This window comes from Flavobacterium sp. DG2-3, from assembly GCF_030730925.1.
In the GTDB taxonomy this organism is placed as follows: Bacteria; Bacteroidota; Bacteroidia; order Flavobacteriales; family Flavobacteriaceae; genus Flavobacterium.
Window position 1 is genome coordinate 216,015 of the sequence record NZ_JAVAMB010000005.1, and the last position, 14,550, is coordinate 230,564.

General features: G+C 35.6%; 13 protein-coding genes. 1 reads left to right on the forward strand and 12 read right to left on the reverse strand.

Going from position 1 to position 14,550, the window contains the following annotated elements; all coding sequences use genetic code 11:
• The 6 genes from Q9Q97_RS09665 to Q9Q97_RS09690 all read right to left on the reverse strand — a co-directional run bounded on the left by Q9Q97_RS09665 (position 1) and on the right by Q9Q97_RS09690 (position 6,262).
• Entirely contained in the window at positions 1-1,269 is a 1,269-nt protein-coding gene (locus tag Q9Q97_RS09665) for a beta-ketoacyl synthase (protein ID WP_306156407.1), read from the reverse strand.
• Positions 1,266-1,703 carry a 3-hydroxyacyl-ACP dehydratase FabZ family protein gene (locus tag Q9Q97_RS09670; RefSeq protein ID WP_306156409.1) on the reverse strand — a complete coding sequence of 146 codons (438 nt, stop codon included), beginning with the start codon at positions 1,701-1,703 and terminating at the stop codon, positions 1,266-1,268. The genes Q9Q97_RS09665 and Q9Q97_RS09670 overlap by 4 nt, the downstream gene beginning before the upstream one ends.
• 11 nt (positions 1,704-1,714) lie before the next feature.
• Complete coding sequence (locus Q9Q97_RS09675; RefSeq protein ID WP_306156411.1) at positions 1,715-2,767, reverse strand: type III polyketide synthase; 1,053 nt, start codon at positions 2,765-2,767, stop codon at positions 1,715-1,717.
• On the reverse strand, positions 2,764-3,477 hold the full coding sequence (locus tag Q9Q97_RS09680) for a methyltransferase domain-containing protein (protein ID WP_306156414.1): 714 nt from the start codon (positions 3,475-3,477) through the stop codon (positions 2,764-2,766). The genes Q9Q97_RS09675 and Q9Q97_RS09680 overlap by 4 nt, the downstream gene beginning before the upstream one ends.
• Positions 3,478-4,605 carry an NAD(P)/FAD-dependent oxidoreductase gene (locus tag Q9Q97_RS09685; RefSeq protein WP_306156416.1) on the reverse strand — a complete coding sequence of 376 codons (1,128 nt, stop codon included), beginning with the start codon at positions 4,603-4,605 and terminating at the stop codon, positions 3,478-3,480.
• Positions 4,606-4,861: 256 nt separating this feature from the next.
• Positions 4,862-6,262, reverse strand: coding sequence for an alkaline phosphatase (locus Q9Q97_RS09690; protein ID WP_306156418.1), 1,401 nt, complete (start codon positions 6,260-6,262; stop codon positions 4,862-4,864).
• A 212-nt stretch (positions 6,263-6,474) separates the two neighbouring features.
• Between Q9Q97_RS09690 and Q9Q97_RS09695 the strand changes: the two genes are divergently transcribed.
• Positions 6,475-6,831, forward strand: a complete 357-nt coding sequence (locus Q9Q97_RS09695) for a hypothetical protein (protein WP_306156420.1) — start codon at positions 6,475-6,477, stop codon at positions 6,829-6,831.
• A gap of 87 nt (positions 6,832-6,918) precedes the next feature.
• Here the strand turns inward: Q9Q97_RS09695 and Q9Q97_RS09700 are convergent, their stop codons facing one another.
• The 6 genes from Q9Q97_RS09700 to Q9Q97_RS09725 all read right to left on the reverse strand — a co-directional run bounded on the left by Q9Q97_RS09700 (position 6,919) and on the right by Q9Q97_RS09725 (position 14,479).
• Positions 6,919-7,617 carry a CPBP family intramembrane glutamic endopeptidase gene (locus Q9Q97_RS09700; protein ID WP_306156422.1) on the reverse strand — a complete coding sequence of 233 codons (699 nt, stop codon included), beginning with the start codon at positions 7,615-7,617 and terminating at the stop codon, positions 6,919-6,921.
• 76 nt (positions 7,618-7,693) lie between these two features.
• The gene (locus Q9Q97_RS09705) at positions 7,694-8,284 is read right to left on the reverse strand and encodes a Crp/Fnr family transcriptional regulator (RefSeq protein ID WP_306156424.1); all 591 of its coding nucleotides are present in this window, start codon (positions 8,282-8,284) and stop codon (positions 7,694-7,696) included.
• 134 nt (positions 8,285-8,418) lie between these two features.
• On the reverse strand, positions 8,419-8,931 hold the full coding sequence (locus Q9Q97_RS09710) for a PPC domain-containing DNA-binding protein (RefSeq protein WP_306156425.1): 513 nt from the start codon (positions 8,929-8,931) through the stop codon (positions 8,419-8,421).
• A gap of 510 nt (positions 8,932-9,441) precedes the next feature.
• Positions 9,442-10,971, reverse strand: a complete 1,530-nt coding sequence (locus Q9Q97_RS09715; protein ID WP_306156427.1) for a glycosyl hydrolase family 32 — start codon at positions 10,969-10,971, stop codon at positions 9,442-9,444.
• Positions 10,972-11,173: 202 nt separating this feature from the next.
• The gene (locus Q9Q97_RS09720; RefSeq protein ID WP_306156429.1) at positions 11,174-13,354 is read right to left on the reverse strand and encodes an HAD-IIB family hydrolase; all 2,181 of its coding nucleotides are present in this window, start codon (positions 13,352-13,354) and stop codon (positions 11,174-11,176) included.
• 225 nt (positions 13,355-13,579) lie between these two features.
• Entirely contained in the window at positions 13,580-14,479 is a 900-nt protein-coding gene (locus Q9Q97_RS09725; RefSeq protein ID WP_306156431.1) for a carbohydrate kinase, read from the reverse strand.
• Between the last annotated feature and the right edge of the window lie 71 nt (positions 14,480-14,550).

Genomic DNA, 14,550 nt, shown 5'->3' on the forward strand with positions numbered 1-14,550 from the left:
TTAGTTTTCAAATTTTTTAAAGATTATGCATGCGTTCACATCGCCAAAACCAAAACTGGCTTTCGCAATTATTTTTGGATTTGTTTTAATTGTTTCTAAAAGCACTTTCGAAGGATCAATAAGAGAAGCGATTTCAGGATGAAGATCAGAGCAGTTTTTATTTCCAAACAAAAAACCTTCATGAAGCTGTAAAACCGAAGCTACACTTTCAATACTTCCAGAAGCGCTTAAACAATGTCCCGTTAAACTTTTTAGAGAATTAATGTACGGAAAGTCAGAACCACTTCTTTCTAAAGCTTTGGTCCAATTTTCAATTTCCAAACTGTCTTTTGTGGTCGCGGTTAAGTGGCCATTTATAGCATCAATTTCATTTGGGTTTATTCCAGCATTTTCGACTGCACTTTTAATACATCTTTGCACAGCAGTACTGTTGGGAGCCGTCATAGTACCGCCATCGCGCTGCCCGCCAGAATTGATATTGCCTCCTAAAATTTCGGCATAAATCGTGGCATTACGTTCTAGGGCGCTTTCCAAATCTTCAACCACAAAAGCTCCGGCACCGCTTCCGGGAACAAATCCTGCAGCCGAAGCACTCATGGGTCTTGAGCCTTCTTCGGGATTGTCGTTAAATTTAGAAGAACAGACACGAAGCGCATCAAATCCTGCCCATATATAAGGTCCGCTATCTGAAGTGCTTCCTGCTAAAATCCGTTTGGCATGTCCAGATTGTATTCGGTCATACGCCATCAAAATCGCTTCTGCACCCGTAATACAAGCCGAAGAATTGGTTGTAACCTGATTTCCGAATCCGATTTTGCCGCCCAGATAAGCGCTGACACCGCTGTTCATGGTTTGAGCAACGACGGTGCTTCCTAATTTGCGGGTTTGCAATTCGTCAATTTTATAAATGCTTTCGCGAAATTTATCTATTCCAGAAGTTCCAGCACCAAAAATGGCACCGCTGTCCCAATCTGGAGTTTCGTTTAGTGGCAATCCTGCATGGTTCCAAGCTTCCATACCTGCCATAACGCCGTAGAGAATTCCCGTGCTATTAAATCCGCGAAGTTCGAGTTCGGTAAAATATTGCGCTTTTAATTCTTCTGAAATTTGTGGCTGACCCGCAATCTGACAGGAAAATTGCAATTCTTCTAATTGTTTATCATGACGAATACCAGAAATGCCGTTTTGCAACGCATTTGTAAATTCCGAAATTCCAACACCATTTGGCGCCGCAACTCCAAGACCTGTTATTACGATTCGCTTTTTCATAATCTTTTTGTTATCATTCCAGCCAGAATTCCGCGACAAACTTCTTGTCCAGCCTCATTTTTCATTACGGCGTTGCACTTTAATTTTCCAAAACGAAAAAACAATTTCTCAGAAGTTACGGTTACTTTTTCGTTTGGATAAACGGGTTTTAAAAACTCCATTTCAGCCGAAGTAAAAGCAATTACGGTATTTTCACTCAATTCATTTCCCGACAGAAATATTCCCAAACAAACCATTCCAATCTGAGCCATGGTTTCGGTTAAAATAACGCCCGGAGTAACTGGATTGTCTTTAAAATGCCCTTTATAAAAGTCTAAATTTTCGTTGAAAGTATAGGTTCCCGTCACGCCATTTTCATCTACGTGAAGCAATTCCTCTACAAATAGAAAAGGTTCACTGTACGGAAGCTGTTTGATGATTTTATTTAATTCCATAAGCTTTCAAATTACCATTGCAATAAAACTCTTTGTGCCGAAAAACCTGGACCAAAACTCAGCATTATACCTTTTTCTCCTTTTTTCGGTTTTCGGTTCATAATGCTCTCCAAAACATACAAAACAGTCGCACTCGACATATTTCCATATTGTTTTAGCACTTCTTTTGTATCGTTGATATTTTTATGTAATCCTGCGAAAAGTTCTTCAACCGTTGTGACAATTTTTTTTCCGCCGGGATGAAAAATCATATGGTCAATATCTTTGATTTCTAGATTATTCTGTTTTAAAAACGGATGTATAATATCGCCAAAATGAGAGGCAATTGTATCTGGAACTTCAATATCTAGAACCATCTGCAATCCGCCGTTGGTGAGTTTAAAACCCATCATGTGTTCGGCATCGTAAAAATGATACATTTGTTCATCCAGAATTTCGGGACCATTATCACTTTCGCTTGACGACAACAAACAGCAAGCGGCTCCATCTCCAAAAATAGCGGCACTGACAATGTTCGGCATCGAAAAATCATTCAACTGAAAAGTGGCTGTTGGCGATTCTACCGCAATTACCGCAGCACGTTTTCCTGGATTCGATTTTAGAAAATTCTTCGCATAAATAATTCCTGATATTCCTGCCGCGCAGCCCATTTCGGTTACCGGAAGGCGAACAATATCTTGTCTTAATTTCATTTTATTGATAAGATACGCATCGAGCGACGGAATCATAATTCCGGTGCAGCTTACCGTAATAATGTAATCTAAACTCTGCGGATCCCAATCTGCTTTTTGGAGTGCTTTTTCTAGTACTTTTTCTCCCAGAACAATCATTTCGCGACTGTAAATATCATTTTTTTCTTCGAATGAAGTGGCTGTAAAAACCTCTGTAGGTTCCATAATAGAATACCGTTTATCTACAGAAGCGCCTTCAAATATCTTTTTTACTTTTTTGACAAAACGTTCTTCCTGACCTTCAAGCCAAACTTCTACAAGCGGAAGGATTTCTTCGGTCGTACGGGAATATTGCGGAAGCTGTTTTACAGCTGTAACTATCTTTACACTCATATTTTTGTAATTATCCATTGGTAACGGAAAGCCCATTTCCAGTTGATGGAATAGTTTTTTAAATTTAATTTTTTAGAAAAATGTTCTAATTCTTTCTTTTTGAATCCTTTTAGAATAGAAATCAAACCATCGTTGCGAGACATTTTGTTAAGATTGAAAACCACGCCAATTAGCTGAAATAATCTATAGGCAACTTTACTGCGATGCAAATCATTCACCACAATTCCGATCGAAGCATTATCGTTTAATGTTTCCATCAGATCGTTTATCTGATTTGTGGTAAAATGATGCAAGGTCAGCGTGCATAAGACAATATCGTATTTTAGCGATTTAAAATCTTCACTGAAAATATCCAGACATTTATATTCGATATTGGTAAAATCTGCTGAAAGTTTTCGGGCATAATCAATCGTAAAAGCATTGGCATCAATTCCAATTAATTGAAATTTTAGATTATGTTTTTTTCCATAATTGGCAAGCATTCGAAGCATATCGCCATTTCCGCATCCAATGTCGGCAATGGTAATCGTTTTAGAAGTATCGGTCTTTTTTAAAAGCTCTTTTATCCCATGAAGCGTCAGTTTATTTCCGCCAAGTAACTGATTGATAGCAGCAATCTGATCTAGCGCACCGATAAGTTCTTCGCTTTGAAGCGAAAAATCATCCATCATTTCGATTTCTTCTGTTCTATATTTGGTATTTACACTCATTTATTCACTAGTTATGGGACGACCGTGTGTTTGTTTTATAATAATCGAAAGTAATGACGGCATGGATGCTGCAACGGTTGTTAATACATGAGTAAGGTTTTTATGTGTTAGGGCTTTGGCCAGTATTCGTCCGAAGAATAATCTTTTTCCGAAATGCTTTTTCCATTCTTTTCTGTATTTTTTTTCGAATTCATTTCTGGATTCGATTTTTCCATAATAAAAATCCAAAACTAATTCTGAAGCTATTTTTGCACTGTGAATCGCCATTGCCATTCCGTTGCCGCACATCGGGTGAATTAATCCAGCGGTATCGCCAATCATAAGAATATGATTTTCTACAGGTTCTTTTTTATCAAATGAAATCTGACTGATCGTTAAAGGTTTTTCGAATAGGGAAGTGCTGTTCTCCAAAACAGCTTTCAGTTTTTTATTTTTATAAAGAACTGCTTTCTGATATTCTTCGATGTTTTTATACTTTTTAAAAGTTTCAAAATCGGCCAGATAGCAAATGTTTATAATGTTTTTTTCGACTTTTGAAACCCCGCAATATCCGCCTTGAAAATTGTATAAAGCGACAAGACTTTCGTCAAAGTTTCCTTTATAATGACTTTTCACAGCCAGCCACGGAGATTTTTTAGAAATAAAATCTCTGGAAAGGATTTGGTCAATATTGGATCTTTTGCCAAAAGCGCCCAAAACTATTTTTGCATTGAGCATTTGTTCAGAGGTGGTTACCGTAAAAATGTCGTTTTGAAAAGAAACATTGGTCACCGTTTCTGTAATAACGGTACAGCCATTTTCTATTGCTTTTTGAAATAAAAAATGATCCAATTCGTAACGGCTGATTCCGAAACCGCCTAACGGAAGTTTTGTTTTTGCTGTTTTACCATTTTGCGCGGTGAATTCAAAGTTTGAAATAGCTGTTGGATGAAGTTTTGAAACGTCTATGTCCAGCCAGAATAAGTAGGGAAGAATTTCATTTGAGATGTATTCTCCGCAGACTTTGTGTTTTGGAAAAGTATTTTTTTCGATAAGAATAACCTTCAATCCTTTTTTGGATAAGTGTAAAGCGCCTGCCAGACCAGCAAGCCCGCCTCCAATAATAAGTACATCCGGATTTGTTCTCATACTACCAATTTAACTATAAATTTTGATATGGATTTATTAAATTCTATAAGAAATTAACAAAATATCAACGTGGGGAAGTATGAGTTATGAGTTATAAATTATGAATTATGAGTTATAAATTATGAATTATGAGTTATGAGTTATTAAATGGGAATGATTAAATGTGAATTTTAAATTATGAGTTATAATCTTTGTGCAAGGTATAAAAACTGATTTAGTCATAACTCATAATTTATAATTCATAATTCACAAAAGTCTAACTTTCTATCGAAGCTTTTAACATTAAATAATGCATATCGGTATTTTTAACAAAAGGTTTCAGAAGTTCGCTTCCTGGCCCAAAAGCGGCAAGTTCGACATAATCGCCAGAATGATCCATGCTGATCCAGCCCACATTATTGTGTTTTTTCTGGATTTCTGAATAGGCTTTAAAAGGCAATTTTTTATAATTATACAGTCCACCTTCTTGTTTTTCGAGTCCCGAATAAAAGTCCAGCAAGTGTTTTGCTTCTTCATCGGTCAGGCTTATTTTGTTGGTTTCAAAAATCCAATCTTTAATTTGCTGCAAATTAAAATCGCTATGAATGGCATTTAAAATGTATTCGTTTGTGTATTTATAATCAGCAATGCTTTTGAAATTCTTTACGGCATCTGCTCCATAAATAAGCCCCGGATTAGCATTTCCATGATCTGTTGTAATAATGACAAGCGTTTCTTTGTCTTTTTCGGCAAAATCTATGACTGCTTTTATGGCATCATCAAAAGCCAACTGATCGTGAAGCAAAGCCGAAATATCATTGGCATGAGCCGCCCAATCGACTTTTCCGCCTTCAATCATTAAAACAAAACCATTTTCATGATCTTTCATTTGGTTAATGGCTGCTGTACTCATTTCGGCAAGAGTTGGCGTATTTTGCAATTCAGCAATATTGGTGCGGTCAATAGAATAGGGAAGTGCGCCTGAAGAAAAAATGCCAAGCGTTTTATTTCCTTTTTTTAAATTATTTAAATCAGCACCATTTTTTAGAATCTGATATCCTTTCTGTTCGTATTTGCCGTAAAGATCTTTTTTATCGGCTCTTTTTGCAGCATTGAAAAACTCATCTCCACCGCCCATTAAGACATCAATTCCAAGATCTGCGTACATTTCTGCAATTTCAGGCTCTGCGTTTCGGCTGTCAGAATTTACGCAAAAACCTGCGGGAGTGGCATGAGTAATGGTAACGGTAGTCACGCAGCCCGCTTTTTTACCCGCATTTTTAAACTTTTGCCAAATCGGAAGATATTTTTCTCCATTAGCACCAACGTTTAAAACACCATTTTTAACACGATGTCCACCTCCAAAAGAAGAACTTGCTGCGGCAGAATCGGTAACAATAGAACTTGCAGAAGCAGTATCCATTAAAGCTCTCGAAACTTTATTTTCGGCATAGAGATTCATCCAGTTTCCGTTTTTGCCTAAAATATTCTGTGAATATAAATTTGCCATTTGCAGCGTTCCGGTACTCATACCGTCGCTTATCAGGATAATGATATTTTTTGCTTTTTTACTTTTTTTAGAAATAGATTCTAAATCATTTGCCAGAATAACTGACGGACCTAATGTAAAAAGTCCGGTTAATGCTGTTGAGCCTTTTAAAAATTTACGCCTGTTCATTTAGTTTATTTTAGTGACGTAAAGTAAAGATAATTTCTTTACTAATGAAACTCTGTTGCATTAAATTAATGTTGTTTTTCGAAGAACTTTCGAGAGGTTTTAAAATTAATTGCTAAATATATTGCTGTAATAATTTTTACCTTTGCAGTACTACAAATACATTTTAATGATTACGATTTGAAAGAATGTATATTTTATCATCAAAAGAATAAATGACTATACAAGATTTAATTGGAGATTATTCCATTTCAGGAAGCAATCAGGACGAGAGCAATGAGATAAGTTATAAAGGGACGCTGAGTTTAACTTTGGATCAAAATAACCGTATTAAAGCGGACTGGCTTATTAATTCGCACAAACAAAAAGGAACAGGATTTTTTAAAGATAATATTTTAGTAATTAATTTTAGTTACAAAGGTGATGACAGCAAAACCTATAAAGGCGTTGCCGTTTACAGATGTATTACTAAAGATATTTTGGAAGGATTCTGGTCGGAGAAACATGGAAACCCTTTATATCTTGGAAGTGAATATTGTTTGAGAATAGAAACTACTGAGCGATTGAATTAATATTAATTAATTTAAACACATAGTTTTACATCAGGATAACTTTGTCAAAGTTCAAAACTTTGACAAAGTTTACCGCACTGGCTTATATTAAGTGATTTGAGTTGCTACAGCTTTTGTTCTATATTTTCTGTTATAAAGAATGATAAAACCAACCCATATTGCTAGAAGAACTACAATTAAAGTAAGTTCTGTTTCGTGAAGACCGTTACGAAAGAAATTGTTTAAAGAATGCACTCCTGCAACGGCTAACAATGATCCTGTAGAAGAATACACTTTCCCGATTCCCCATGATCCGAAGAAAATAATTCCGAAGAAAATCATATTGCTTGGGGTGGTTTCGAAATTAAGATGCCAAGCAAACCAAAGAACTGCAATAATCAGAATTGAAGTAAATTTAGGAAGCGATTTTAGCTGTTCCTGTAAAAAGCCTCGCCAGCCAATTTCTTCCAAAAGTCCGTAAGCTAAAACGGTAAACATTAATAAAATAGGGAATTTGCCGATAGTGAAATAATAAACTGCAGCGATTAAAACCGCAGGAAGAATCCAGTAAACGGCAAAAGGAACAATTGCATTTTTGTAGATTCCTTTTAAAGACATTGGATTATGAAGAGAAAATATTTTAATTGCAGCTAGAGCGCCCAAAGCGGGACCAACACCACGAAGGAGAATTACCAAATACGGATTTTCGATTCCAGATAATAAGTTAGTTTTTGTAGCTGCATATCTGCAGATTACAGCGATTACGTAATAAACTAGGATAGCGGCAAAGTTGATTTTATTTTTCATCGTTTTAAATTTGTTTGGTTTAGTGAAGCAAACTTAGTACGCGAAAATGAAAATAAAATTGACTTTGGGTAAGAAATCATTTTTCCATAACTCTTTTTCGAATTCGGCTTAAACTTTCAGCCGTTAATCCGAGATAAGAAGCAATGATTTTAAGAGGCGTTCTCTGGAAAATTTCCGGACGGCCTTCTATAAGTTTTAAATAACGTTCTTGAGGAGAAAGCGTTAAAAGGTTAATCTGTTCCTGCTGTTTGCGCACGTAAAGCATTTCAGAAATCGCTTTTCCGATTCGCAAACCTGTTTCAGATCTTTGATACAATTCTTTTAAATCGAGATGCGAAATAGACCAAAGCGTTACATCTTCTAAAGCCTCCGTTTTAATAACAGACGGCTGCTGATTCAGAAAAGACATATAATCGCTTATAAAACTATTTTCGTACAGCAAATTAATGCAAATGTCTCTTTTGCCGTCCCAAACAAATAATCCAGCCGATCCTTTAATGATGATGTTCAGGTATTTTTCGACTCCGTGATAATCTTTTATAATATCAGATTTATCAAATTCACGCACTTTAATTTTCTCCGAAAAACCTTTCCAGATATTCATGTCGGCGGTAAAATAGTTTTCGAAAATTCGCTTTACATCTTCTGGAGACGGACTGTGTGGCATTTTGTAAAAGTATCAGTTTAGAATGCCAATATAAGTTTTATCTCTCAAAATAAAAACAATTCTATTAACCAGAACTGATGTTCAACTTTGTCAAAGTTTTAAACTTTGACAAAGTTTGATTTGCCAACCAAAATCTACTTTATACAAGGCAATTGCAAAACATTGGCATTTAGCGGCTGTTCAACTTTTCTTTCCAGTTTTTCAGGATTTACCGTGATGTAAATTTCCATAGAACCCGTCCCGACTTTTAATGCGAGAATGTGACCGCCATAAGCATCAAATTTGTCATCGGTTGCTACGCCGTGCATGTGAATAGAAGGTTTCTCGCCACTCCAGGCAATAGATCCTGTAATGCTGCCCATTTCGACTTTATTGAAAGTTTTGGGATGAAATTTCTTTTCGCCAAAATCATAAAATCCAAAAGTAGCATCCTGCGCAAAACCAATTCCGGTAAAATTTGCCGAAGGAATATTTTGTTCTTGAACCAGTTTTTCAATTAATTCCAAAACATTATCGCCTTCGCGAAGAACCATCAGATAACCCTGAGGCGTTTTTGTGTAACGACATTTTGATGCGTCATTTTGCTGCGCCTGTGAAAGATTAAAAACCAGAAAAAATAAAAACGTAGTTGCGATTTTTTTTATCATAAGTAGTTTTTTTATTGTTGAAATATTTTTAAACGCATAGAATCATAGTTTAGTTTATCTACAAAAGGCATTTCATTTACATAAATACACATAGCTGTGTGTATCAAGTTTTATGAAAGAAATCTAATTTCTCTATAATCCTCTTTTTAGAGAAATAATCCCGAAGCTTCAGGACTATGTCTCTATGTGTTCAAATTTTTTAGCATTATAAAAGAGCAAACGCATGTTTTTTAAACACATAGAGTCATAGTTTAGTTTGTCTATAAAAGGCATTTCATTTACATAAATAAACATAGCTGTGTGTATCAAGCTATGTGAAAGAAATTTAATTTCTCTGAAATACTCTTTTTAAGCAAAATAATCCCGAAGTTTCGGGACTATGTTCCTATGTGTTCAAATTTTTTTAGTCATATTAAATTATATAAATAAAAAATCCGTTTAAATCCGCGTCTTTACGAAGTAAATCCGCGTCATCCGCGTCCCAAGCCGTCCCAAGCCGTTACAGCCGTCTTATAGCTGCCCCGTTCCCTGAACCTGAATAATTCTGTTATGATCTTTTTCATATTTTTCAGGATCAGAAGCCGCATACTCGTTTTCCGGTTCCGGAATAACATGAATTTTAGAATCGCTTACCGAAATAACAGCAGAGCAAACATAAATTCCCACTTTTCCTTCGCTGTATTTAAAATCAAGCAAAGTTAGTTTTACAATATCATTTATAGAAAGTTCATAATAATTTCCGTAACGGATTATCTTAAAATAAATCTGTTTTTCTTCGTCAATTTCAAATTGATTGGTTTGAATATTCTGAAATATAAAGTTGTTTTTGACGTCTTTTTCATTAAATCCCCACGCTCTAAACTGCACAAAACCATTCATAAAATCGATCGAAATATAATATCCCGTTCCTTCTTTATCGCATTCGATTACAAAACCCGTTTTTCCCATTCCTTCAACAGAAAGCGTTCCTTCCCAGACAAAATCCATTGAAGGTTTTTCGAAGCAATAAATTTCGTACCCGCTTCGGCATCCAAAACGCCATTTGTTTTCATTTTCCTGAAGAAATTCCGCTGTAGGATTTCCCAGAATTGGCATAGGCTGCGGCAGATCTTTCTGCAGAATTGTTTTCTGATATAGTTTTTCCCAGAAATAATAACTTTTTAAGCGAAGTCTTCCGCTTTTATCGGTATCCAGTTGTTTTGGCGGCGGAATCACGCGGTGTGTATTCACATTTCCGTCAGCAAAATAAAAATTATAGAGCAGATAATGTTTTCCTTCTTTCACAACTCTTGCAGCATAATTTCCCTGCGGAAGCAAAACATTGTTGTGAAAAGCGCAATATTCACCTCTGAATTCCGGTGCCGACCAATAACGTATTTTAATGTCTTCTCTGATAGAACCCAAAAGATAATGCGTTCCTTTAATTTCGAAAACACAAGGACATTCGACATCGTCATAAACGTACGGAATATGAAGCGGCTTTTGCAAAACAAAACCTTCTTTTTCTCTCTTTGCAACGCCAATACAACCTCTTCGATATGTTGGTCCTGAAGCACTTCTGGCGCAAATCAGTAAATAATCTTCGCCTTTGTACTGATATTTGAAAGGATCACGAAAACTAATCCATTGTCTGGGATTATTATTTTGTCCCTCATAATGCGGCGCCTCACTTTTAAATGGAAGTCCGTAGATATTTTCTTTTTTCCAATTGATCAGATCGGTAGAAACCGCTCGTCCTACTTTTTGTTCAATTCCCTTATCCTGACGTTTCAATCCGGTATAATACATTTCATAACCTTCGCCATCCGATTTTTTACTCACATGCATGGTCCATAACATATCATCGTCCCATTCGCCGGGATCGCCAACAAAAAGAGCATTTTTTACTCTTTTCCATGAAAGACCGTCTTTTGAAACTGCATGCGCAATATAATCGTGATTTGGAATAATTAAATGAAATAAATGATGAACGCCTTTTTCGTCTATAAATACATCAACATCTCCAATTTCCCAGTTGCTAAATCCTGAACCTGAATACATTTTATTACTTATTTTAAACTGTTAGTATATTTTTTTTAGCCACGAATTCACGAATTTTATGAATTTGTAAAACTTTGTCAAAGTTTCAAACTTTGACAAAGTTCGTCTGGCTAGATTTTTACTTTGAGTAAATCTTTTTAGCCACGATTTTCTCGAATTATAAATTTGTGTAATTTGTGAAATTCGTGGCTATCTTTTTATTTTATTTGATGATTTTATAATGTTTTAAACCTTCTAAAATCCCTTCAGATGCTGCGGTTTTAGCCACATAAATACTTTTTGTGGTTTCGTAAGCCAAAAGTTCCACACTTCTGTTTCCCACAATAATTCCCTTTACAGGACCTCTGAACATATCAACATCATTTCCGGAATCTCCGGCAGCAATCACATTTCCTAATGGAATTGCCCATTTTCGGCATAAAAATTTAATAGCATTTCCTTTAGAAGCACGTTTCGGAATAAAATCCAGAAACTGGCCGTGGCTCGGAATGATATTTACTTTATACCATTCTTTTCCCAAAACCTCAATTAACTCTTCATGATTGTAATGATCTTCTTCATAGTAATAAGAGATTTTATACGGATTCTGAGCTTCGTCTTCCTGAAGTTTAATCCATTTAACGGCTTTTAGTTTAGTGACAATTTCTTCTCTTTTCCATCTTCCGGAAAGAAATTTTGCCCATCCTTTGTCCAGAATAAAATCTTTTCCATTGGTATAATAAATCTCTGTTCCAACCGAACAAATAATGAAATCGGGCAGGGGAAATTCTTCTTCCGTTATTACCTTTTTTACCAAATCCAGATTGCGGCCTGAAGCCAGGGCAAAAGCCATTTTATCGGTGCGATTATTTAAGTGCGATTTTAATTCTTTTAAACCTGGATTTAAAAGTTTAGGTTCAATTAAAGTTCCGTCGATATCAGAAACCAACAAATGGTCGATGCTTCTTTTTAAACGGCTGATATTGATATTTGGATAATGCTGTTTTTTGATTCCGGCACCAGACGAAAGAGACAGATTTTCTTTTACCAGTTCCACATAATGATTTACGTGGCTTACCCAGCTGTAATGTTTCTGAATATTAATGGCTCCGTTATTTGAATAATATTTCCATTGATTTTCATCTGTAAGAATGTTTCGAAGTGCTTTTTTAATCTGACTTTCTTCCTGCGGATCTACCAATTCACCGTTCTGGCAAACCGGGATAATTTCTGAAGGTCCGCCATTTTTTGTAACCACAACCGGAAGTCCCGAACTAGCAGATTCTATAACGGTCAGACCGAAATTCTCATGCAAGGCTAAATTCACAAAAACACCTCTTTTTTCTGCGGCGTAACGATAAATAATCGAAACTTCATTTTCTACATCATGTTTCTTCGGAATTGCCATTTTTCCGTACAAATCGTATTTGTCCATTAAGAGAAGTAAATCCGTCAGAACATCTTTTTCCGATTCCGGCATTTTAGCAATATCTTTTCGGATTCCGGCAAAAATAACCAGATTGGCAATGCTTTGCAGTTCTTTGTCTTTTCCGTAGACTTCTATTAAAGTATGAAGGTTTTTATGACGGTCAGGTCTTGAAAGTGCCAGAATAATTGGCTTGTGCGGATTGGTAAGGAATTTAGAAATTGTTTCTGCAACCCAATATTTTCTTTGTGTTTCTTCCAGATGTTTATCAGAATCATTTTCCTGAAAATAATACGGAACAAATTTTCTGGTATCTATTCCCGGAGAAATAGCGTGGTATTTTCCGAGTTCAAAATTTTTATACGCTTTGTAAGTTTCAATTTCCTGTTCGGTAGAAGTTACAATGAATTCGGCAAGTTCTAAGGTTTTTTCTTCTGCGGCAATTCGTGTTTTAAATTTGAATTTTTTCTCCAGTTCTTCTTCATTTTCTCCACTTTCTATTAATTTTTTCTTTTTATAAAAACCCAGAGAATGTCCCGTGTGAGCGAAAGGAATATTTAAAACTGCAGATAATTCGGCCGCTGCATATCCGGCGTCGCCATAATGAGAATGAATCCAGTCGGGGAAAATATTATGTTCTTTAATGTGCTGCATTGCGCCATTCACAAAAGTGTCCAAACCTTCCCAAAGCTGTTCTTTTGCCTTGTATTTTTTTCCCAGAAACGGAATTCTTCTAATATCTAATTTGTCATTGATTATTTCAACAGGAACGGCATATTCCGGTGAAAGAGCGGGATCGTCAATTAATCTGGTAAAAAGGTGAACATGCTCAACATCTTCATGTTGCGATAAAAATTCTGCTAATTCGTAAATGTATTTAGTCTGACCTCCGTTATCGGCATCCCGTCCAATTTCCAGACCGGAACCTTTTAAAAGTCCGTGTATATTGATAAGTGAAATTCGTAATTTTTTCATCATTTTTTCCTGATTATATGAAAATGCAAGTTACACCGCCCACAAGGATTAAGAAGAAATAATTACGTTTTAAATTTACATATTTCCCATGTTTTAAGCTTAAAGATGGTGTTTATAGTATAAAAATGTGTTATTGATGAAATCTTTTATGAATATTTTAAAAAATAAACCCGACATGTTAAAAACCTGTCGGGTTGTATCAATATTTAACTATATGAAGTGTATTTTTTAATTCCTGTTAATTAGATTTTGAATTTCAGATATAGAAATTTCAGGATTTCCTCCTGCAGATCCCGCCACTAAAGCTCCTGTTGCGCAGGCAAAGTTTAACGCTTCCTGTGGTTCTTTATCTGTTAAAAGCGACGTTATTAAAGCTCCCAAAAAAGAATCTCCTGCACCAACTGTATCTTCAACTTTTACGGTGTAACCTTCATTTTCATAAAGATGTTTATCCCACAAAAGAAGAGCGCCATCTTTTCCTCTCGTAACGCAGATTGCAGTAGCGTTTGTGAGCGAACAGATAAAATTCATGTTTTCTTCCAAAGTAGTATAAGGTGAATCAAAAGCCTGACATATTTCGGTTAATTCCTCATCGTTAAATTTGATAAAATTTGCCGACTGCATGAGATCCTTCAAGATTTCATAATCGTAATGAGGATTTCTTAAATTGACATCAAAAACTTTATAAGTGTGCGTATTAAGTAATTCATCTAAAGCTTTTCTCGAAACCTCATCTCTGCATACCAGACTTCCGTAAATTAAAACATCTGAATTTACAACTAACTCGCGGGCTTCTTCGTTTAAGATAATTTTGTCCCAGGCAGAAGGATAAAGAATTTCATAAGTAGCAGATTTACTTTCGTCTAATGTTACATTTACCAATCCTGTAGGATAATCGTCTGATTTTAGAATAGTAGCTGTATTTAAGCCCAGTTTATTGACCTCAGTAATAATAGCTTGTCCATCAGAATCATTACCAACGCAGCTAATCATGTTAGAATCGACTCCAAGTGCTTTCATCCGAAGTATAACATTTAAAGGCGCTCCGCCAATTTTTTTTTCATTTCCAAAAACATCCCAAAGAACTTCTCCGAAAGCGACAGCTTTTAAATTTTTGTCGTTGTTCATTTTAATTTCCTCTTTTTTATAACGTTAAATCGGGTATAAGTGGTTTACCAGATTTTATAAAAATAGAAAAC

Bases quoted from the DNA above. Each gene is read 5' to 3' on its own strand.
- Q9Q97_RS09715 (WP_306156427.1), bottom strand. From the start codon at position 10,971: ATGTATTCAGGTTCAGGATTTAGCAACTGGGAAATTGGAGATGTTGAT.
- Q9Q97_RS09680 (WP_306156414.1), bottom strand. From the start codon at position 3,477: ATGAGTGTAAATACCAAATATAGAACAGAAGAAATCGAAATGATGGAT.
- Q9Q97_RS09700 (WP_306156422.1), bottom strand. From the start codon at position 7,617: ATGAAAAATAAAATCAACTTTGCCGCTATCCTAGTTTATTACGTAATC.
- Q9Q97_RS09710 (WP_306156425.1), bottom strand. From the start codon at position 8,931: ATGATAAAAAAAATCGCAACTACGTTTTTATTTTTTCTGGTTTTTAAT.
- Q9Q97_RS09685 (WP_306156416.1), bottom strand. From the start codon at position 4,605: ATGAGAACAAATCCGGATGTACTTATTATTGGAGGCGGGCTTGCTGGT.
- Q9Q97_RS09695 (WP_306156420.1), top strand. From the start codon at position 6,475: ATGACTATACAAGATTTAATTGGAGATTATTCCATTTCAGGAAGCAAT.
- Q9Q97_RS09725 (WP_306156431.1), bottom strand. From the start codon at position 14,479: ATGAACAACGACAAAAATTTAAAAGCTGTCGCTTTCGGAGAAGTTCTT.
- Q9Q97_RS09675 (WP_306156411.1), bottom strand. From the start codon at position 2,767: ATGAGTGTAAAGATAGTTACAGCTGTAAAACAGCTTCCGCAATATTCC.
- Q9Q97_RS09690 (WP_306156418.1), bottom strand. From the start codon at position 6,262: ATGAACAGGCGTAAATTTTTAAAAGGCTCAACAGCATTAACCGGACTT.
- Q9Q97_RS09720 (WP_306156429.1), bottom strand. From the start codon at position 13,354: ATGATGAAAAAATTACGAATTTCACTTATCAATATACACGGACTTTTA.
- Q9Q97_RS09670 (WP_306156409.1), bottom strand. From the start codon at position 1,703: ATGGAATTAAATAAAATCATCAAACAGCTTCCGTACAGTGAACCTTTT.
- Q9Q97_RS09665 (WP_306156407.1), bottom strand. From the start codon at position 1,269: ATGAAAAAGCGAATCGTAATAACAGGTCTTGGAGTTGCGGCGCCAAAT.
- Q9Q97_RS09705 (WP_306156424.1), bottom strand. From the start codon at position 8,284: ATGCCACACAGTCCGTCTCCAGAAGATGTAAAGCGAATTTTCGAAAAC.